The sequence below is a fragment of the Chlorogloea sp. CCALA 695 genome (assembly GCF_003003885.1).
GTDB lineage: Bacteria > Cyanobacteriota > Cyanobacteriia > Cyanobacteriales > Chroococcidiopsidaceae > Aliterella.
Genome location: NZ_PVWN01000041.1, coordinates 1 through 21,170, shown reverse-complemented (window position 1 = coordinate 21,170; position 21,170 = coordinate 1). Strand labels below are relative to the sequence as shown.

Genomic DNA, 21,170 nt, shown 5'->3' with positions numbered 1-21,170 from the left:
ATAGAATTGCCAGCCTTGTCCCAAACGACGCGATCGCCTACTTGGAAATCTTTTACAACGCCATTACTTAACTTTGTAGTCATAGTGGATTGCCTCTTATATATTCATTGCCCAAATACTCCAGCGCCATCGCTCTCAACTGTGAGGGATCGGCATTACTAGCTTCCCAATGCCGTTGTTGCGCCTCCACTTCTTCAATTGCTGTGCGATCACGTTTCCTTAAGCTCATCTCTTGAGCCAAAGCCTGAATGTTTATCTGCTGAGTACGTGCTGTCTGTCTCCAGTCTTCTCGTGAAATTGCGTCCAATTGCTGACAGGTTGCTGCACCAATCCGGTAGTCAATGGAATCAGCTAAGGCTTCACTATCCCAATCGCTTTCTGCTTTGCAGCCAGGATTGACGCATCTGGGTAATTTGTCGCGGTTATAGTCATATTCATCAATTGCTAAAGTTGCCAGGTGTGGGTGAATAATTCCGGTATCGTGGCAGCAAAAACACTTCCAACTTGGCTGCCAAATTTCTGTTTCTACCCCTGGCTCTTTTTCCGGTCGCATCGGGCTACGAGGCAGTTTTTTTATATTCATGATTCAGTCCCCCAAATCAAGCCCCGTTCATCAGCCCAGTCTGCGATCGCGCGCCGCATCTTGCGGTTAAAGCACGTTCCCAGCGCCACAAACCGAGGGACACCCTCACGCATTCCTCCCAACCACTCCTCCCAGTCCGAGTGCTGCGTCCAATCTGTATCCGCGATGGCGGCGGCGGCAGATTCCGGCGTGGACTTGAATTGTGCGTACAACTCCTCCCAGTGTGCCTCAATCCATTTCAAGGGCAATTGCGGCAGCTTAGGAAGTGACTTACATTTCTCTAAACCAAAATTCAAAAAATTCTCTCTCTCGCCTTCTGAGAGAGTCTTTATTAAGTCTGAATAAGTCTTAATAGTCTTAGAGGTGTTGGAAGCCTCACTGTTACTTGGTTCTGAGTCTTGGTTGTTGCGTAGCGATCGCGCCCGTTGCGTAGCGATCGCGCCCGTTGCGTCAGGATCATCCTCGTTGCGTAGCGATCGCGCTGGTTGTTCTGACGCAACGCTGTTGTCTGGAGGCAACGCTGTTGCGTCAGAACAACACTTACCTTGGGAGAGTATTTTGGCTTTGACCTGAATTAACTCCAGATCGATCCACCCCTTTTGATCGAGTGCTTTGAGCGCTCTAGATACGGTAGATTTGTCGAGCTTCAGTTGACGCGCAATCTCAGTCACACCCAAACTCAAAGGGCGATCACCGTAGGGGTCTAGAGTACGGAGGTAGTACAGAACGTCTCTCTGCGCTGGGGTGAGTTCCTGACAAGCTTTTACCCATTCGTCATTTTGCAATGCGTAAAACTTCCCCTGAATTTTTGCCTTTGAATGTGTCATAATTGGTACATTGAATGTGTATTAGAGCCTCGCTTTGCTGATAACAGAGCGGGGCTAATTTTTGTTTAAGAAAACTCAGTGTTCCCTGAAAAGCACCTTTTAAAGTAGCTGCATTCTTCTTGTGGTTTTAGCAATCCAGTAAGAGATTGATTAAAGTGCCACTTAATTACAGCTTCTCCTAGTGCTAGAATTGAAATTACTCATGAGTATCTTCACTACCCTTGAGTAATCCCCTAGAAAAGTTCTAGAGGATTATCGCAAATTGTAATTACACTATCATCTTTTTGCCGCAAGTGATAATCATGTTACAAATCTTTTCATGAAACTCAGAGAAGCACTAATTCAAACTTTTGATGAATACAAAATCACTGGCAAACAGCTAAGTGAAGCATCTGGTATTACTGAAGCTCAGATATCTCGATTCAAGAATGGTGGAGAGTTATCTTTAGTCAATTTTGAGCGGGTAGTCACTTCTTTACCAGACAGTGCATACCATTACTTCTGGTGTCAGTTAGCAGTAGATAAAATGGATGATGAGCAGCTATACCAAACAATCATGATGGCGGCTGCTCAGTTAAAGGAAAAGCAGCCAAGTCAATTAAGGGAAAAGCAGTCAAGTAAAGTTGCTTAAACATTGCTGCTTTATTAGTAGCTGTGCAATCGCTTTCAACATAGCGTTTCTTTGTATCGCTCCTCAAATATTCATAGTTAATTGCTTTCAGTGTTCAATAGAAATCACTAATGAAGTCTGTTATTTGTAATTTAGAAACTTTTGCTTGATCTCGTTAAAAATCTTAATATAAAAACTATTTACTTTAAGAATAAACCCGTAGAATTGCGGTTAACAAGAGGTTATAACCGATACTAAGATTATTTTATCTCCATTCTAAAAAAGAGACACATTGTGGTTTCAAATAATCATTTGAGATTTAATTTAGATGAAATACTCCCTATAGTCGAAAGCTTGCCTATGAAGGAAAAAATTGAGCTAATTCAGCGATTACTTAGCAAGCAACCAACCAACCTTAGATGTCAATTATCTACATGGTTCGGTAGCTGGGCGGATTAGCTCAATGAACCGTGATGAACTAAGCGATACCCTGAAGGCGATCGCTAATCGCATTGCTGCGGATGGAAATATTTTTAGAAAATAGCTTAGGAGTGTAGATTTGAGCGTTACTATAGACGCTTAAGTAAGTTAAGATACTTTCTGCTTGTACTCCTGATACTGCTTGTCTTTAGTTTCCCAATATTTATCAACTGTTTTTTTAGCGATCGCAGCTTGTTCTAGCTCTATCCCTTGCTCCGCCAACAATCGCTGCTTTACCTGTTTACGCAAGTTGGAGACGATTTTGCCATTAACTTTCCTTGTCTGCGCCCAGTCTAGGATTGGCTCAGGGTATGGACTCTCGTTTAAATATGCTCCATTGAGGATTTCTGACAAATTATAACCGCGCAGTTCTTCAACCCAGTGATAGATAAACTTCAAATCGCCATCCTTTTCCTCTAAGTTTTTATTGGGATTGTAAATGCGGAATGTATCAGACAAAGGATTTGTTACCCCTGCTTGCATTTGCCATTGCCAGTTGTCAATAGCCAAATCCCCGTCTACCAAATACTTCATGTAATGCTCTGCGCCGTGATGCCAGGAGATGCCGCAGTTGATGCACAGGAAGGTAGCACACATCGCTCTCATCCGAAAGTTCATCCAGCCCATTGTTTTGAGTTGCCGCATTGACGCATCTACTAAGGGGAATCCTGTTTGCCCTTCTTTCCAGGCAGCAAATAACTCCTGCTTCTCCTCATTTAATTCGGCAGGTGAGTAATACTCGTCAAACTCTGGGTAACGGTTGGTATCTACTAACTCTGGGTGGAAGTACAGCCGTTGGGTAAAACTATCGTGCCAGCGCAGGCGATCGCGGAAGGCTTTGAGAGAAAATTGTGCTTTGGGATTGTTGACTAATTCGGCAGCCTTAGCTTTGGTACTTTGATAGACTTGTCGAACAGAGATAGTACCAAAAGTTAAATGTGGCGATAAGTGGGACGTAGCACCTTGTTGAGTTAGCCAGGGGCGCGAGATTTTCCAGTGGTAGCCTTGAAAGCGAGAATTTATAAATGAGTTTAATGTAGTGATCGCCTGTGTCTCACCGCCACTAAAGTAGGTATTCTCTGTTTCCCAAAACTGGTTGTATTTTTGCTTCAAATCGCTGAAGGTGAGTTGTGGAATGTCAAGGTTTAATTGGGGCGTATTAATGCTTTCTGGCGTTCGATGTAACGGCTGCTGCAAGTAGGTATAGTATTCGTCCATCCACTCGTCGCGGCGATCACTATCGGTTTGCAGGAAGTTGTTTAATCCTTGGTAGTAATCGAGTTTGTGTTGGCGGTAAGCTAATAGACATTTAATTTGCAATAACTTTATTACCTTTATTCTGTATGCTTTTGTGCCAGTTAATTACTAGCTCTCCCTGATTGAGCAATCTCCCTAAGATTTCTTGAAGTTGGTTAACGGACTCAAATAACCGATGGGCAATAAACTCTTTACAGGAATGCCATACTAATTCAATTAAATTCAAATCTGGACTGTAAGCTGGTAAGAAACAAAGCTGTATATTTGGTAACACTTTATCTATTTGATCAATAATATCTTGACGCTTGTGATAACTGGCATTGTCTAAAATAACTAAAACTCTCGGACCTATCCGTTCATAAAGCTCGTCTTTATTTCCTTGACGGACCCATTCAGCTTTAATAAACTTATTCAGTTTCTCCAAAGACTCAAAAAAACTCTCCCCATTACCTTTATCCACAAAAAAGTTTAGACTTTTTCTGTCATGATAACGTAGTCCACCCATCACATTTATTTGCCCTCGGCGTGCGTTTACCCGTCACTTTTTGTCTTCTTCCTCGAAGTGTCCAGGATTTACGTCGTATTACTCTTAAACTGAATCCAGTCTCGTCCCAAAACCAGACCTGGAAAAATTCTGGCGCTATAACTCCAGCTTTCAAGTAAGTTTCTAGTTTTTGCCTAAATACTGCTCGGTCTTGGAGATTTTGCTTAGAATCTAAGCTATACTTCGCCCAGATATAAACATACTTTTTTTTTGCAATATTCGACTAATTTGTTTGCTGCTCAACTTAATTCCTGTTTGCTGTTCCAGATAAGTTGATAATCTTTCTCCTGTCCACCTGCCAAATTCATACCCAAGTTCTGACGGCGCTTTTTCTACTACTTCTAGTAATAACTTAATATATTGCTCTGTAGCTTTTCGGTAATTACCTTGCTGTCGTTTGTCTTTCAAACTATCTAGGTTGTTCGGGTCGCCATGTACGCACCAATGAGCTACCGTTCGATACCCGCAACCAATAAAACTAGCAATCTCTTCATAAGTCTTTCCGTCATTTTGAAGTAACAATATCAGAGCGTGTTCTCTTAATCTCGGACAATTATTAGAGCGCACTAGAGTTTGCAATTTTTCTTTTTGTTCAAAATTTAGAAATCCTTTTGCAGGCATTGCTCCCTCCAGACCCTTGTACTTCAAGCTTTCATTTTATACCTTCTAAAGGTCTATTAGCTTAAGTCACCTAAAGTCTTCTTCAGATGTCCCTGAATATTGGTCATTACAAAGGTCGTAGAATTTTCTGGCATAGTTTCTGGGTCAGTAGTTATTTCCCAGTAAGTTATTGCTCTTTTTTTACCGTAAATTATTTCCCTAATGTATCTAAGTAGTCAGGTGGAATTAAACTTAAAACGCTCCAGGGCATAACCACCTTTGACACTAAGAGCTTCCATTCCATCCATAACTGCTAGAGCTAAATCATATTCAGCCTCAAACATCCGTCAGGCAATTTCATGGGTCTTAAGTTGATGCCATTGCTCCTCAATCCGGTTCATTTCGGAGCAATACGGGGGCAGGAAAAACAGAAACAAACCCTGTGCTTGCCAGCGTTGCCACTGTTGGCGAGTCAAGTGGCTTTTGTGTATTGAACCATTATCTTGCACTACCACTGTCATTCGTCCGGTTGTCTGGAAAGTCTCCGATGCCAGTTCTGCAATCCAATCGATGAATTTGATGTAATACCAATTTGAACTGAGTGGCGGGCAGAGGCACTAGACTCAGAGCATTTGTTTAGCGCGTTTTACTAATGGCTGGTGTTACCTCAATTGATGTGAAAGAAAGCCTCGATGATCTGGCAGAGCGGCTACGTCAAGCCAAATTGCCAACGGATAAAGAACGATTGCAAGTGCTTTACTGGCTCAAACAGGAGAATGCCCCCAGTATCAGCGCGATTGCTCAAGCGGTCGGCAAACATCGAAACACCTTGCAGACCTGGTTGTCGTTGTACCGAAACGGAGGTGTAGCGGCAATGTTGGAGATTAAGAAGTCGTCAGGTGGAGTGCGCGTGATTCCGCAATGGGCAGAAACTGCTTTGGCAAAGCGGCTTCAAGAGCCGGAACACGGCTGCAAAAGTTATGGGCAAGTGCAGCAGTGGTTAGCCAAAAAGTTAGGAGTTGAAGCCGAGTATCATGCGGTTTACCAGATGACCCGCTACCGACTCAAGTCCAAGCTCAAGGTGGCTCGCCCCCAGAATCGCAAGCAAGATACCGAGCAGCGAGCGGCTTTTAAGCAAACCTTGAACTCGACTTGGAGTTGCTAGTCCATTACTACCGCCAAGTGCGGCAAGATCAGCGCCCCCTTCGCTACTGGGTGCTTTGGTGGAAGTCGCTTTGGTCTGAAGACCATCGTGGGGCGACTAATCACCGTTTGTGGCATCAAACCGATTGGTTCATGGCAATGGTTGTTCAAAGCCTTCTGGCTCTACGGGGCAGTGGAACCTGCGACGGGCAAAGCGTTTTTCCTTCAGTTCTCCCATGTCGATACCGTGTGTTATCAGCGGTTCAGGGATGAGTTGTCCAAGGCGTACCCCGACAGCATCAATATCGTGCAAGTCGATAACGGGCAGTTTCACAAGGGCGGGGATTTGATTGTGCCGGAGAACATTGTCTTGTTGTTTCAAACGCCTTACTGCCCAGAGTTGAACCCGATGGAGCGATTGTGGGAACACCTCAAAGCTGACCTCAAGTGGGCATCATTTGAAACTCTTTATCAACTGCAAACTAAAGTCGATCAATTACTCAATGCATTAATTGCTCCGGTGATTGCTTCAATTACGGGTTATCCCTTTATCCTCGATGCCCTATCTGCCCTCAACGCTGTTTAAATTGGTATTACCTCCTTAAAATTCTTCCCAGCAAAGCTTTTCAAAACAAAATACGTCTCAAAAGCTCTACTTTTTGATACTCACCTATATTGTGTCTTTTTTCATGTCTCAAAAGGCAATTCTTAAATGCTTTAAGGAGTAATGAGACTCTCCCAAACGCATAGCTGTCATTGGTTATGCGCTAATGTAAAAGTAAAGCCCCATTCTAGGTCAAAATCCCTAATCACCCTTTTCGAGGGTTTATACAAATAACCCCTTATAGCAGCTTCGCGCAAACCCTTTTTTGAGTCAATTTATATCTGCTAATCATTAATTAGCGGACATTAATCAAGCAAAATGGACTATGGCTGAAATCTAGAGATAGTAAGTCTTAAGAGCGAAGTGGCACTAAATTACTCGTATCTCGGCTCAATCCCTATACCCTCATCAGCATAGATAATTAATTAATTGATAGTTGATAGAGGAAGGGCTAATGTTACCGTATCTAGCAGAACGTTTGAATGCAGAGCGAAATCACCGATTTGTAGGACGTAAGAGGGAACTTGAATTGTTTGCAAAAGCAATCGCTGCTTCGGAATTACCTTTTTATCTACTGTATATATTCGGTCCTGGTGGTGTCGGCAAAACAAGCTTACTCAAACAATTTAATCGTCTAAGTAATAGCCGTGTAAAAACAATTTATTTAGATGCACGTAATATAGATCCGACACCAGAATCCTTTATTAATGCTTTAAAAGTAGTACTAAGTCTAGATAGCTCCCAGTCTCCTTTAGAAAAACTCGCCTCTCAAAGCGAACGGCAGGTTATTTTTCTCGACACTTACGAAGTTTTAACACCGTTAGACCAGTGGCTACGGGAAGTATTCTTACCGCAATTATCAGAGAATACCCTAATAATTATAGCTGGTCGTCAAGCCCCTTCACCAGCTTGGCGCATCGATGATGGCTGGCAAGCCTTAATTCATACTTTGTCCTTACGCAACCTCAGCCCTAATGAAAGCAAAAATTACCTTACTAAACGAGATATCCCGGAAACCGCACACCAAACCGTTGTAGATTTCACTCATGGTTATCCCCTAGCTTTGTCGCTAATTGCTGATGTACTTGCCCAAGATGGACAAATCTCGTTTCAACCGGAAGCTGTGCCAGATGTAATTAAAACTCTATTGCAAAGATTTATTCAAGATGTACCAACACCCGCCCACCGCATGGCTTTAGAAGCCTGTGCTTTAGTACGGATAACTACAGAAACCGTATTAGCACAAATGCTGAATCAGGGAGATGTCTATGGATTATTTGAGTGGTTGCGGGAATTATCGTTTATTGAATCAGGACAGCTTGGATTATTTCCCCATGATTTAGCTAGAGAAGTATTAATTGCTGACGTGCGGTGGCGTAATAGTGATTGGTACGCCGAGTTGCATCAACGCGCTCGTAATTATTACACGCTGCGCTTACAGCAAACCCAAGGTCAAGAGCAACATCGGGTATTATTCGATTACATTTTCCTGCATCGCGATAATTCGGCGGTGCGCCCTCGGTTTATTTGGCAAGAAAACAGTAGCTTGGTAACGGATGTGCTGAGAGATACAGACAAGCCAACACTACTAAAAATAGTGGCAGAACATGAAGGCGAAGCCAGTGCGAAAATAGCCGCGCACTGGTTGACAAGGCAACCCCAAGGTGCAATCGTTTTTCGGGATGCACAACAGCAGTTGGCGGGCTTCGTAATTATGATAGCTCTACATCAAGCTAGTAAAGAAGACTTAAATGCCGATCCAGGAGCGATCGCTTGTCAGAATTATTTACATCTCTATTGCATTCCCTTACAGCCAGGGAATGGTGTAACTTTATTCCGATTTTGGATGGCAAGAGAGACTTATCAAGAGGTTTCAGCTATACAAAGCCTAATTTTTATTAACTTTGTTCAACACCATAGATTAACAAAAGAGCTTGCCTTTACCTTTTTTTGTTGTGCCAAACCGGATTTTTGGGCAGAAATGTTTGCTTATGCAGACTTGACACGCCTACCGGAGGCGGATTTTCAAGTCGGATCCAGAAGTTATGGAGTTTACGGACATGATTGGCGAGTGTTATCGGCCTCGGCATGGCAAGAGTTATTAGCACGAAGAGAAATTAATGCTTCCGCCCAAGCAAAGTCTCTGCCTATATCAACGGAACCACTGTTATTTCTTAGTCAGCCAGAATTTGCGATAGCCGCCCAAGATGCATTACGTAACTTTGCTCGTGCTGATGTGCTGCATAAAAACCCTCTATTGCGATCACGTTTAGTAGTAGAAATTGACACTTTGGGAAGGGAAAAACGTATTGCAGCCCTGCAAGCAGTGGTACAGCAAGCTGTTGAATCGCTCTTATCTTCACCACGAGACGAAAAACTCTACAGAGTCTTGCATCGTACTTATTTGCAGCCTGCATTAACCCAAGAAAAGGCGGCAGAATTACTAAACTTGCCTTTTAGTACCTATCGCCGCCATCTAAAGGCTGGGATGATGCGGGTGGTAGATATTTTATGGCAACGGGAAATTAGTTAAGGAATAGAGCATATAGAGGGCATACTTCATTTAATTGCTGGTATTACAGGGGCGACCGTTAGCGTCTACAAAGTAGCATTTAGTAGTAATAGAGCTATTTTTCAATTTTAAACTGCTCGTTGCTGCTGATGAATTTACAGGCTTAAAGATAGGAGTTAAACTTGTGCCTGAATTCTCAAGCTTGTTTGCACATAAAATGTCAAGGTTTAAAATCCTACCGTCTTTGGTTTCCATATAACAAAGTGACGAATTATTTTTAGGACTTGGTACTTCTGGATATTGAGAATTTATAGATAGGGGACGAGCAAAAGTAGATTCACTCAAAAATGGCACTAATGCAACAGACATAGTAGCAGTTAAGCAAAATAATCGTTTCAACATTAGGTTTTTCTTAATACAAAAAAATTGTTAATCATCTAGTTAAAATCGAACCAGCCCAATTTGCATCAATGCTTGAGTTGTAATGCCTACACCGATCAATGCCACAACTAGAGCGCTGACCGCAGGCAATACTTTAACTAAGCGCATCTGCGATGGTAGGCGATCAAAAAGCCGCTTAGTGCGAACAAGCAGCAATCCTAGACCAGTAAGCACTCCTGCTAGTCCTAAACTGAACGCCAAAACCATTACAAGTCCAAAACCAACACGACCCAAAGCAACAGCACTCAGCAGAACAACCAAAGCAGAAGGACAGGGAACAAGACCGCCAGAAATTCCTAAAGTCAGCAGACTACGCCAAGTTATGGGCGCTTCGTTAGTCATTGGTGGTAAATGAGAATGGTTACTGCCGCCATGAGTATGATGGTGGTCGTGATGGGCGTGATGGTGCGTCGTCCTATGACGAGTATTTCGCAGTCGGCTAATAAACAAATTCAGCCCAATCACTACTACCATAAGACCTGATAAGCAACTGAGCCAAGGGTATATCTGATCTGGGACAACGAAGCGAGAGGCAAAAAGCGCTATTAATCCTAGAGCAAACACTGCCAGAGTGTGGGTAATAGTGGTCGTCAGCCCTAAAAATATGGCGTGTTGGGCAGTAGCACGCGACCCTACTAAGTAGGCTCCAACGATTGTTTTTCCATGTCCTGGAGACATAGCGTGCATTCCCCCCCACACAAAAGAAACCGCAATCGCCACTAGCAAAGTTCCCGTTTGCTGCCATATCGAACCCCCAATTAAGGTTAGTTCACGATTATTGGGATCGAATATATAGTTTTGTACCTGCTCCGGGTAAATTATGGTCGCCAGACAACGCGCCATAGATACTCCCGGCAAAAATAGATTGTAGTAAAGTTTTAGTCCTTGAACAGGCTGGAGCCAAGTGTAGGCTAGTAATAAAGTGCTATGAGTACCTACTGTAGCCTGCAAAGCGGTCTGGGTAGCCTCTTGTAAGGTGAGAGTCATTGCAGATTGATCGCCTTTGTCATTAGTCAAGCGGAGGCGATCGCTAAAAAAGCTTTGCAACTGGACTTGATGGCTGCGGACTTCGGCAATGGAAAGCTGATTGTCCTGATTATCGTCTGCAAACGCTGTCAAACCTGTAGGAAAAGTTAGAGTTATTTGAGTTTTTGTTTCGCCGACGACAACTTCAGCCACTGACAAGTCTGCCCAATGAGCATAACTAGAACTCGCAAAAGTAAATGAGAGTAAAAGCGAGGTGATGAGCGAAATCAGGCTCAAGCCAACTAGCCGCCATTTTCTCTGCATATAATTCACCACTAATGTAATTTTTTTAATTCACACCGAGTCCGACTCCAAGCCCCAAAGCCTTTTGAGCTTGTTTGTTAAATTGGGGGTCTGTTTCTTGAGCAAGTCGAAAGAATTTATTAGCCTGGGCTGTATTGCCTAATACCTGCTCAATTATGCCTGCTTGGTGAAATATGCCAGCATCGCGGATGCCCCAACGTCGCGCCTGATTCATAACTTGTTGAGCTTCTTGCCAGCGCCCCGAACGACTAAGAGCTAAAGCTAAAGTAGCAAGAGTTTCCGCATCCCGGCGATCACTTACTTCTGCCTGCATCAAGGTCAGAGATTCCGCTACACTTTCCGGGCGATCGCCTTCTAGCAACAACTGCGCCAATTCCCTTCGATGTCCGAAGCCAATCAAATCTTCCCGTAGCCTTGCTTCGGCTTGAGTTCGCCACTTTTTTGCCTCGGAAAAGTCACCTTGTAAGTCTTGAACGCGAGCCATTCCCCGCAATACGACATGATCGTACACCGTGGGAGACTTATTGACCAACTGAAAGAATTGCGAATAAAGTTTTTCGGCGGCTTTGTAATTGCCCAGTCGAATCTCTAACTGAGCTTGATTTAAAAGTGCTGGAGGATATTGGGGGGTTATCCTCAATGCTTCTTGGTAGAGCATGCGGGCTTGTTCTAGCTGCCCTTGCCTGTAGTAAAGCCGACCAAGAAGACTTCGCGCCCAAACCGAGCTACCCGTCTCTCCTGATTCTTCTATCGCTATAGCTTGCTGAAGATTTTGAATTGCCTCTTTATCTTTACCCTGGGCTACTTCTACTAAAGCTTGTAACGTCAAAGATCCAAGAGTAGGAACTCGATTGACTAAAGTTTCCGCCGCTTGGTTGGCTTTATCCACCTTACCCATCGCCAAGTTTGCCGTAACCGAGATTCCTAAAGCATTGTCACTAGGAGCTTTTTGGGCTAATTCGATTGCTTTTGCAAAATCATGTCTAGCTTCTGCAACTTTCGCACTAGCTAAAATCGCCCCTTCATTACTAAAAGGCAATTTAGCAAGCGACTCTTGAGCCGCTTGCTCTGCTAACAAATACCAACTAACATCTCCTGAAGCACGAGCCATTTTTAGGTAGGCTGTAGCGAGTAAAGCTCTATCTAAGCCACCATCGGGATTTTGGCGGATACGTTGTTGGTAAAAACTAATTTCTTTGCCTAATTCCAGAGTAACAGTGCCTGATGAAGAACGAATCAAATTGTAGCGGTAAGGGCTATCGAGCCTAGTACGATCTAAAAAACGTGAACCTAGCCAGATACCAGCAACGGGTAACACAATCAAAAGCAACAACCATAAAAGGTTTGTGGCTTCTGGGACTTCAATTTTATTTTTAATAGCTTTCATTTCACCTCTACAAAGAAGTCCGTGCTGTTAAGCGCTTTTTCGCGCTTAACAGTGCATTGATAGTCAAAGCGGATCTAATTGGGTAGAGCTAAGTAAGGAAAAGAGGTTGCTAACGGATTGTGTCCTTGTGCTGGGTTGCCTAATGTGCCATCGTAGGAAGCGTTATCACTTGTAATTGCTCCATTAGTCAGTACGCTCAAGGTAATATCTATTACATCATCTTTAAGCAAGCGACCGCGAATTGGGCTACCTTTGGCATTCAGCGCATTACCGTATCCACTGGTGTTCGTGGTATCAATTCGCATTACATCTGGTAAAAACGCCCCCAATAGAGCATTAGTACGTTCGTCACTATTGCCAATTGCTTTTAGCGTTTTTGCGGCTTCACCCACAATTGGTGCAGCGATCCTAGCGGCGGGTTGTTGACCAGCTAAAGCCGCAGCTTCAAAGTCAGGTCCAACGCTATTTAGGGCGTTGAGATAATCATTAGTAACAATAAACCTTTAATTGATGGCTGTTCTACTTAACCTTTCAACTGGTTTTTTTTTGTTCCCCGCTCCCGCCACAGAAATTGTTTGCCAAACATCAAAAGTTGTTGCAGTAGATGAGCCTTGGAGGAATTTAATTGGTACACGCACAGCGATCGCGTTTACGTTATAACCTTTAGCAAAGTCAACAGCGGTGCTGGGGGGGCGAAAACCTACCGCAGTTCCAATTCCTAGCGCTCCTGCACGGACTCGAAAATATTGTTCTACATCAAAGAAAAATGGATCTTCTCGCAATCCAGCAAACACGCTTAAATTAGAGCCACCCACTGAAACTTGCTTAACTACTGGTTTTGATGCGTTGATGATTGGAGTAGTTGTTGCCATTGCCACATTACTCGTACTACCGTCGCGTAGGCTTGTTACTTTAATTTCCTGTTGACCATTGGAATTAGGCACACCAAACTCAAATCGCAAAGTTACATCTGGTTTACCAGTAGGAGTAGCATCATTATTTGTAATGCGGCTAACATTAAATTCGTACCGCGCTCTGGTACTGAAGTAATACTGCTGGCGAGCTACTGAGCGCGGGTTTGTGTTCATAATAAAAACCAAATCTCCACTACTGGCTTGAGAATTTTGATCGTTTTCTCGAAATACATATAAATCCGTTAAGTTTAGGTTGCGACCTTTGGTATCAACCTCACCATCATCATGATCGGAAGTCTTTGCGTATTGCGGCAGAATCACTGCACTTATAGCTATTCCTAATACTAGTCCTCCTAATGCAAGGATTTTTTTAAAATTCATTTGGACTGCACTTTTTTTTGTCTTCATATTGATTTCTCCTACAACTACCGAACACATTGAGTTTTTACTAGCACCAAAAACTTGTTTTAATAGTTTTAACTATGATGTTTAATTACTCATTTTTAATTGGGTAATTTATCAGGTTAAACAAATCATTTAATTGTGTCTTTGAGTTAGAAAATTTACAATTTTTTATTAACAACTTTGTAGCTATTTATTTATTTTTTAGTCAAATTTAAGCCGGACTTAAGCAACCTGCACCATCCAAAAATAAGACAGTCTCTGGCAAATAACAAACTTACTTCTGGTTAATTTTATTCTTCAGTCGCTTAACAATACCCCAAGCTCCGAGAGATAATATACCTAATATCGATGTCGGCTCAGGCACAGCTTTAGCACCGCTTAAAGCGATCTCATAGCGTCCATTAGTATTACTTGCACCCATAAAATTAGTCACAACAAAACTACTGCTATTCGGTATAACTTCTCCAGACAATGCCTCAGAAAAAATTTTTGTACCGTTACTGAACGGATTATAGCCCGAACTGGAAACTGCTAAGTAATAAATGCCAGCCTCGTTAGGAGAAAACCCAAGCGATGAAAGAGTAGGTTGTAAAGAGCCAAAACTATCATCATTTGCATACACGCCCCTACCCGCAGAGTCAAATAAAAATAACTGCGGATCGGTGACTAATTCTGTTGGAATCCCTAAAAGATCGTCAATTGGAATTTGCTCTGTTTGGGCATTTCTAGTTGTGGCTGAAAATGTCTGATCCCCTGTTAAAAAGATTTGAAATAAATCAGCATCATTCTTAAATAGATTTCCAGAGATTGAATCTAGTGAAAATGCCCCCGACGGGATAACTTGGGCTGTATTGAGGTTGTCACCAGCATCACTAATTTCAGCGAAAGTTACAGCTTGTGCTTGCCCTGCATAAACTACTGCTAACAGCACCGGAATAGCTGATATAAATTGTTTCATGTATAGTAAGTCCTTAATCATACTGCAAGTATCAAGTTAGAGCAGCCTAAAAATTTGAGTTATGCTGTCTTCAAGAAATGAAGGTTCTTATGATCTGAGCCAAAAGCAGCTAAATAAAGTGTCGATTTCAGTTCCTCCGGCGCTCGAAAAACATGAGAATCCTCATTAGGAATGTGAGTTTAAGGTAAATTTGCACTCCACTTGTTAGCATCCATAATCTAAATCAATCGGCTACTCACTTTCCAGTCCAAAAGTTGCTCACTTTTTGCTCGTTTTATAAATAGGGTGCAAAAATAAAAGCTCTTGTAATGATTAATGTTTGACAGCATTGTTCAGTCAAAAACTATAGTTTAAAGTTAAAAATATTCCATTTTTGAAAATGGGATGTGAGTACCGACCGAGCAGAAAGTTATAAGCTTTTTCGAGGATCCTTCACCGAATTGCCAGAAACTTTGCGGAAAGCTTTGCAGGGCAATGTTTCTAGACATTAGGTGGCACTTGGATGCAGCTTTCCTACCTTTACCTGTTGAACTAATCATTATTTGATGGCAGTGCTTCTCCGCAAGCTCTTGGTGTCGGGGTGAAATGAGCCGGCGTACAGAAAGTTACGCTAAGGACTTAACGACCCACTTTCAACAGCATGAGCTTTAGGAATGAAACTGTACCAATTGAAGGCTCTGAACTTTAGTAGGCTCAAACCCCTGCTGTAGCGTTGTTATTGACTGTACCAAATAGCCTAACTGAACAATTTTTCAAGGGGTAAAAATATTGAATACTAAAATGCTTACATGGAGAGGCTTTCAGCCAAGCGCGTAACTTTCTGTACGGTTGCTCATTTCGCCCATGCAGCTACTAGGAAAAAATATAAAAGATTTTTTAGAGATAGTGCATCCAATTTGTAGTTAGTCACGTATTAGAGTCATTCAAGCCAATTGAACGTGCTGATTAATCAGTAGTAGTAACTCACTTATCACTAAAACAACCAGTCCATTGGAGGACTAATGAAATTTAATCAGTTGACCAAAATCGCGGTAGCAATATCTTTGTCGGCTTGTCTACAGACTTTTATTGGTACTCCAGCTAAGAGTGCAGAAATGTACAAAATAATTGGGTTAACTAGCAATAATACCCTAGTAAAGTATGGTTCTAATTCTAATTCTCGTTCTCGTCGTCCTAACCAAACTATAAACATTACAAAAGTAGATGGAAATGTTTTAGGCATAGATTACCGCCCTGCTAACGGGATGCTTTATGCCCTTACAGATACAGACAAGATATATACAGTCAATAGCGACAACGGTGTCGCTACTTTTGTTAGTAATTTATCAGTCAGCTTCAGTGGTGGATTTCAATCGGGTATAGATTTTAACCCAGTTGTCGATCGTTTACGAGTAGTAGCAAGTAACGGTCAGAATTATAGAATTAATGTTGATACAGGAATGGTTACTGTCGATACACTTCTCAACTATGACCCTGCTCAAGACTTAGGTGTTACCGCTTCTGCATATATTAATTCTAGAAAAGGAGCTACTGCCACCATGCTTTTTAATCTAGATTATGATTCTGATGCCTTAGTAAGCCAAGCTCCTCCTAATGATGGTAGATTGACTGCGGTAGGAGCGTTAGGATTTAACCTACCTCCAGTAGCAGGGTTTGATATTGTTACCAATAGTCAGGGAGAGAATGTTGGATTTATTGCGGCTGGCAAGTCTTTGTATACAGTAGATTTATCAACCGGAGCAGCTAAAATGATGGGCAACTTCCGGGAAGGTAATTTAATTGGAGTCGCTGTTTCTCTTACTTCTGATAATAAATAGCCATATTTCAAACTGAACAAAAACCCTGTTAAACATAGCATTGGGGTAGTACCTAGCACTCGCTTCAGTATTTAATACTGCATAAAATAGTTTAGAAAATTGAGTCGAGGGTCTTATCTAAAGAGATGACATTATCTCTTACGACTCCTGGCTCAGTAGAGAATTGAGCCAGGAATCGAATCATAAGATTTACAAAATAAATTATTTGCTTAAAATCAGCATCCTTTAAAAAATAGTAAAGAATTTTCATTTGTTTATCTTGAGTTATGGGAGATTAATCATACAATCAACTCCTAAAGCACTTTTTTTTACTAGGTAAAATGCCTTCTGAGCAACCCACCAATAGTAATCGCTTATCTGGACAGACAGATATTGAACTATACCTAGCACTGAAATCTGGTCGGGATGATGCTTTCGGCATTATTTACGACCGTCATGCTGGATTAGTTTATGGGATAGCCCTCAAAATTCTTGGCAATTCTCAAGAGGCAGAAGACTTGACCCAGGATGTTTTTCTCAGTATTGCTAGATCGTCCTCCTACGAACCAACTAGAGGGTCGCTGAGAACGTTTCTAGCAATTTTGACCCGCTCGCGAGCTATTGACCGAGTGCGTTCGCGCAACAACACCCGCAAGGTTCTCGGACAATGGCAAGATAATCAGCAACAAACTGCTACGGAGGCTCCTTTTGAACAAGTATCCCGCAGCGAACAGTCGCAAGAGGTAAGAGATGCGCTCGCCCAATTATCCGACCCTCAGCAGCAAATTCTCCAGATGGCTTATTATGATGGTCTGAGCCAATCAGAAATTGCCAAGCAACTGCAAATTCCTCTCGGTACAGTGAAAGCTAGAGCTAGGCGAGGTCTGCTCAAACTGCGTCAAACCCTCAGAGATTACGTTGGATAATACTACCTATGGTTTAGTCGATGCTTTCAGAACAGTTACAGTTATTAGTTGCTGGGTACGTCCTCGGCGATCTTAGTTCCGAAGAAGCAGAGGAGTTTGAGCAACTCTTAGCAACTAATTCGGCAATTGCCCAAGAAGTAGCACAAATGCAACAAGTATTGGAGATATCCTACGCTCCACCAGAAGTGAGTCCGCCAAGCCATCTGCGCTCGGCAATTATGGAAGCACATCAAGCTATCCCAAGAAATAGCCCCCGCCCGGTCACAAAGTTAGCCCGCCCGTTTTTATCTGTTTGGAAAATAGGGGCAGCCGCCGCCGTGCTGATGGTTGCTTTGGGCATTAGCAACTATCATTTGTGGCGAAGTTTACAGGTTATCCAAGCCCAAAGCCGACAGGATGAATTTTTGACTTACTCGCTGCGAGCAAAAAATGCAAGTCTCTCGTCAGCTACTGTAGCAGTGAACCCCAATAATCTAGAAGCTACACTGAACGTTGAGAATTTACCTCCGTTGCCACTGGGTAAAGTTTACGTGCTATGGACAGTGTTAAAGCCAGGTGCGCCCTTCACAACGGACAAAAAAAACGCAATTTTGACAGAAGTATTCAAGGTTGATGCTAAAGGGAATGTTTCTAAGCAGATTACCGTTCCTAAAGCTTATCGTACCGAAGACGTAGTTACAGCCATTGCTGTAACTATGGAAGATTCTGCTGCTCCTGCCGAACACGCAGGAGCGCCAATCTTGATCGTAAGATTGTGAGACTTAACGTAAGTTTCTGTTCTGTTCCTGATACTGTTGGCGAACTTCACAATTCACCAAAGGGAAGAAGTGTAGGGGAATGAAACCAGCAAACACTTCAAAAAAGAGAAAATATTAATACCTTTCTTACCGTGTTTCAGGCATTTTTAATAGCAAGACAAATAAATAAACTATCCCCGCCTTGCTGCGCGAGGAGGGGATAGTTCAGGACTACTTAAATTTTGAGCATTAAGTGGTCAGGTGGAATTAAACTTAAAACGTTCCAATGTGTAACCACCTTGGATACTACGAGCTTCCATTCCATCCATAATTGCAAGAGCTAAATCATATTCATCCTCGAACATCCGCCCGGCAATTTCATGGGTCTTAAGTTGATGCCATTGTTCCTCAATCCGGTTCATTTCGGAGCAATAGGGAGGCAGGAAAAACAGAAACAAACCCTGTGCTTGCCAGCGTTGCCACTGTTGGCGAGTCAAGTTGCTTTTATGTAGTGAACCATTATCTTGTACAACTACGGTCATTCGTCCGGTTGTCCTAAAAGTTGCCCCTGCCAATTCTGCAATCCAATCGATAAATTTGATGTAACTTTCGCTTTTAAAACTGCCACAAGCTAAGGCATACTTAAAGCTTTTATCTGGTTGCCATAACCCTAAAATACTGATGCGTCCGTTACGTCGCTCCGTCTGCTCAAGGCATTTCTGTTCTCCCTTGCGGCTATAACTATAACTATTTGGACTCCACAACTGGCAGCCTGACTCATCTAGGTATATCAGTTTAACACCGCCTAATTGTTCTACCTAAAGAAGCGCATCTAACTGAGCTTGTTTGAGTAGTTTGTACTCAAGATTTTGTTTGGCTCGATGACTGTGCCGTGTGCGTTTCCACTTAAAGCCCTTTTTTGCAACAAATGTCGCAAGCGGTCAGGACTTAATTTTACCTGTCGCTCCTGGGATAATTTGTGAGCTAGTTGGAGACTGTTGTATGTGCGCCCTTCTTTCTCCAGACACTGTTCTAGATATTGCAAATCAGCTTCTGACCATTTACGCTTTGCTCCTCGCCCTGGGAATTTCCACAGTCCGCCTAACCCCTCTGCTTGCCAGCGTCTGATCATGGCTCTTACTGTATGCTCATGACACTCAAAAATTTCTGCGCCTTGCAGGTGTATTCCACCCTTGAGCATTCAGACGCAAGATATGGGCGCGATCTCTTGTCCTCTGTGGCACACTGGTGGCTACCCGCAATTCTAATAATGTGCGGTCTTCTTCCTCTGTTAAAACTATTCGGATAGGAGCAGGCATTAAAAAAATTGTCCCCGTGCAGAAAACCCATTTCTTCTATCTTACACTTTATTGTAGCCGTCTACTTAGTAGCGGCGTTGGTTTTTTTCTACAGTAGCAAAGTTAACTAGAGTAGCTGAGATTCAAGACTAGCAAGGTAATCAGCAGGGGAACGTCGAAAACGTAGTTGTTCAACCCGATTGATACGATGTTGTTCTAACTGGGAACGTAACAAACGCCAGTCTGCCACTGATACAGCCGCTAACTGTTGCTCACACCAGGTTTTGAGTTGAGTCGCAACACAAGCAATTAACTGAACACTGCCACGTAATACAAGTGAACTGGGAGCAACTTTACGACCTGTACAACGACGGTGATGATGGCGCACGGTGCCAAAAATATGCTCCAAGTCATTGTTTGTTCTAGGTAAACCTGGCACCCAGTAGCAGTAGAATAATCCCGACCAATAACTAGCAGTGACTTTAAGAAAATGGATAACCCCCTCAAGCAGAGAACCAGCGCTGGTTTGACGCGCAGACATTGCTTCAATTAAAGCCCGAAAACAAAGTTGGACAATAGAGCTATCAAATTGGGCGTGATTAGCAAGAATCTTTGCTGCATGGTGAACCCAGTCGTAAGCGATGATAATCGGTGACCACAGGGCTGCGGTTTGCTCTAATCATGCGCGAAAGTAACTGTTTCAACTTGAGTAGAGGGAAAGTTAATCCCCTTTTTGAGCCACCCGTTCTAGGCTCTGCTCAATTAGAGTCAATTGTGAGCGTAGTTTTAATCCAGAGGCTTCTAGTGGTGGACGACCGTCATCGGTGAGAGCGCTGCGTACAGCTAAACAATAACCTTGGACAGTTTTAGACACTGGGTCATCATTGTTAGTAACACTGCGTTCGATAGCTCGGACTCCTCGTACCTGTTTTTTAAGTTCCTTTTTTGCATGGCGGTCGGCGGCATAAATTACTTTGGCAGCTTCTCGTAAATAGTGAAAATGACATAAGCCGTGAGGCACTTCAGGTAATGCCACCTCAACGGCTTTACGAATCGACTGCTGACCGTCACTGATGACTCCAGCAATCGGTACTCCTATTGCCTCCTTCACCTCCCTCAGTAGCACTGCTAAATCTTCGCTTCTAGCAGACAATAAGGTTCTTGCCAGCAGAATTTCTCCAGACAAACATTCTCTAATTACCCATAACACTTCATGCCCCACATCTGGTTGCATACCATCAATTGCTAGGATTACCTGCTTATTCCCACCTACAATCTCCTGTAATCGTCGCTTATTGCTTATGCACAGAGCCAATAATTCTTCATATCGCTCTAGTAGATGGCTCACACTACGTTGACTAACACAGATCCCTCGCCCCTGCAATTGATGATGAATTTCCGGTACACTACGATGTTCCCCGTAACGCAACGCTCCTGCCAGTGCCATCACGTCCAATCCAAATTCATGCTGCGGTAATGCCCATTTGCCTTCTGCCTCCGGTCGCAAGACGTAGCCAAACCTTTCACATTCACCGTTGTAGCAGCGACGGATCTTTAATCTTAAGCGTATTACCCCCGCTAATGTTCTCACCGTACGGTAGTTGTCGTACTTGTTCCGCATTCGTTTATTGCAGTGGGGACAATTCTGCTGCACGCACTCCAGAACTTCTTCTCGCTCTGCTTCCGGTTGTGATTGGTTTCGCGCCATTTATGTTGAGCAACGATTCAATATTTTCTTCTTTCTAGCTTACACTCTTTTCCAGCTAGCTTTGCTACTATAGAAAAAAACAGAAACAGTGTGCCTTTGAGGAAGTCGAGCGAGGGGACTGCTGGATTGCAATAAGTCTGGCTCAAGCGA

Annotated in this window: 15 protein-coding genes and 5 pseudogenes; 7 read left to right on the top strand and 13 right to left on the bottom strand. The window is 42.9% G+C overall.

The genetic code is table 11. The features are described from left to right. Window positions 1-79: 79 nt before the first annotated feature. Together C7B70_RS17675 and C7B70_RS17670 are read right to left on the bottom strand one after the other, a co-directional pair. Window positions 80-583 carry a hypothetical protein gene (locus C7B70_RS17675; RefSeq protein WP_106370318.1) on the bottom strand — a complete coding sequence of 168 codons (504 nt, stop codon included), beginning with the start codon at window positions 581-583 and terminating at the stop codon, window positions 80-82. Next, a complete protein-coding gene (locus tag C7B70_RS17670; protein ID WP_106370317.1) occupies window positions 580-1,410 on the bottom strand; it encodes a helix-turn-helix domain-containing protein in 831 nt (276 codons plus the stop codon). Before C7B70_RS17670 ends, C7B70_RS17675 begins: the two co-directional genes overlap by 4 nt. Window positions 1,411-1,729: 319 nt before the next feature. On the opposite strand from C7B70_RS17670, the gene C7B70_RS17665 reads away from it, so the two are divergent. Next, entirely contained in the window at window positions 1,730-2,041 is a 312-nt protein-coding gene (locus C7B70_RS17665; protein WP_106370316.1) for a helix-turn-helix transcriptional regulator, read from the top strand. Between the two features lie 567 nt (window positions 2,042-2,608). On the opposite strand, the gene C7B70_RS17660 is transcribed toward C7B70_RS17665, so the two are convergent. The 4 genes and pseudogenes from C7B70_RS17660 to C7B70_RS17645 form a co-directional block, all read right to left on the bottom strand. After that, window positions 2,609-3,820: an FAD-binding domain-containing protein gene (locus C7B70_RS17660; protein WP_199192336.1), complete on the bottom strand. Its 1,212-nt coding sequence runs from the start codon at window positions 3,818-3,820 to the stop codon at window positions 2,609-2,611. Then, window positions 3,810-4,922, bottom strand: a pseudogene (locus C7B70_RS17655) (IS630 family transposase). Before C7B70_RS17655 ends, C7B70_RS17660 begins: the two are co-directional and overlap by 11 nt. Before the next feature lie 62 nt (window positions 4,923-4,984). Continuing rightward, window positions 4,985-5,131 (bottom strand): annotated as a pseudogene (locus tag C7B70_RS17650) (IS701 family transposase); the annotation flags it as partial. 117 nt (window positions 5,132-5,248) lie between these two features. Then, the gene (locus C7B70_RS17645) at window positions 5,249-5,473 is read right to left on the bottom strand and encodes a transposase (RefSeq protein WP_369831901.1); all 225 of its coding nucleotides are present in this window, start codon (window positions 5,471-5,473) and stop codon (window positions 5,249-5,251) included. A gap of 80 nt (window positions 5,474-5,553) precedes the next feature. On the opposite strand from C7B70_RS17645, the gene C7B70_RS17640 reads away from it, so the two are divergent. From C7B70_RS17640 to C7B70_RS17630, 3 genes are all read left to right on the top strand, one after another. Next, window positions 5,554-6,066, top strand: coding sequence for a helix-turn-helix domain-containing protein (locus tag C7B70_RS17640; RefSeq protein ID WP_106370314.1), 513 nt, complete (start codon window positions 5,554-5,556; stop codon window positions 6,064-6,066). Window positions 6,067-6,069: 3 nt separating this feature from the next. Further along, complete coding sequence (locus tag C7B70_RS17635) at window positions 6,070-6,630, top strand: IS630 family transposase (RefSeq protein ID WP_106370313.1); 561 nt, start codon at window positions 6,070-6,072, stop codon at window positions 6,628-6,630. A gap of 472 nt (window positions 6,631-7,102) precedes the next feature. Beyond that, a complete protein-coding gene (locus tag C7B70_RS17630; RefSeq protein WP_199192335.1) occupies window positions 7,103-9,181 on the top strand; it encodes a hypothetical protein in 2,079 nt (692 codons plus the stop codon). Window positions 9,182-9,211: 30 nt separating this feature from the next. On the opposite strand, the gene C7B70_RS17625 is transcribed toward C7B70_RS17630, so the two are convergent. From C7B70_RS17625 to C7B70_RS17605, 5 genes and pseudogenes are all read right to left on the bottom strand, one after another. Further along, on the bottom strand, window positions 9,212-9,529 hold the full coding sequence (locus C7B70_RS17625) for a hypothetical protein (protein WP_146134089.1): 318 nt from the start codon (window positions 9,527-9,529) through the stop codon (window positions 9,212-9,214). A 72-nt stretch (window positions 9,530-9,601) separates the two neighbouring features. After that, window positions 9,602-10,891 (bottom strand): nickel/cobalt transporter, encoded by a 1,290-nt coding sequence (locus C7B70_RS17620; protein WP_106370311.1) that lies wholly within the window; start codon window positions 10,889-10,891, stop codon window positions 9,602-9,604. Between the two features lie 25 nt (window positions 10,892-10,916). Continuing rightward, a complete protein-coding gene (locus C7B70_RS17615) occupies window positions 10,917-12,278 on the bottom strand; it encodes a tetratricopeptide repeat protein (RefSeq protein WP_106370310.1) in 1,362 nt (453 codons plus the stop codon). Between the two features lie 74 nt (window positions 12,279-12,352). After that, window positions 12,353-13,573 (bottom strand): annotated as a pseudogene (locus C7B70_RS27880) (DUF4331 domain-containing protein). A gap of 298 nt (window positions 13,574-13,871) precedes the next feature. Next, window positions 13,872-14,555, bottom strand: coding sequence for a DVUA0089 family protein (locus tag C7B70_RS17605; RefSeq protein ID WP_158260522.1), 684 nt, complete (start codon window positions 14,553-14,555; stop codon window positions 13,872-13,874). A 1,001-nt stretch (window positions 14,556-15,556) separates the two neighbouring features. Between C7B70_RS17605 and C7B70_RS17600 the strand changes: the two genes are divergently transcribed. The 3 genes from C7B70_RS17600 (at window position 15,557) to C7B70_RS17590 (ending at window position 18,035) form a co-directional block, all read left to right on the top strand. Beyond that, window positions 15,557-16,372, top strand: a complete 816-nt coding sequence (locus tag C7B70_RS17600) for a DUF4394 domain-containing protein (protein WP_106370308.1) — start codon at window positions 15,557-15,559, stop codon at window positions 16,370-16,372. 320 nt (window positions 16,373-16,692) lie between these two features. Continuing rightward, the gene (locus C7B70_RS17595) at window positions 16,693-17,277 is read left to right on the top strand and encodes a sigma-70 family RNA polymerase sigma factor (protein ID WP_106370307.1); all 585 of its coding nucleotides are present in this window, start codon (window positions 16,693-16,695) and stop codon (window positions 17,275-17,277) included. 20 nt (window positions 17,278-17,297) lie between these two features. Then, window positions 17,298-18,035, top strand: coding sequence for an anti-sigma factor domain-containing protein (locus C7B70_RS17590; RefSeq protein ID WP_199192333.1), 738 nt, complete (start codon window positions 17,298-17,300; stop codon window positions 18,033-18,035). 236 nt (window positions 18,036-18,271) lie between these two features. On the opposite strand, the pseudogene C7B70_RS17585 reads toward C7B70_RS17590, so the two are convergent. Continuing rightward, window positions 18,272-19,333 (bottom strand): annotated as a pseudogene (locus tag C7B70_RS17585) (IS630 family transposase). A gap of 106 nt (window positions 19,334-19,439) precedes the next feature. Then, window positions 19,440-20,933, bottom strand: a pseudogene (locus C7B70_RS17580) (ISNCY family transposase). Between the last annotated feature and the right edge of the window lie 237 nt (window positions 20,934-21,170).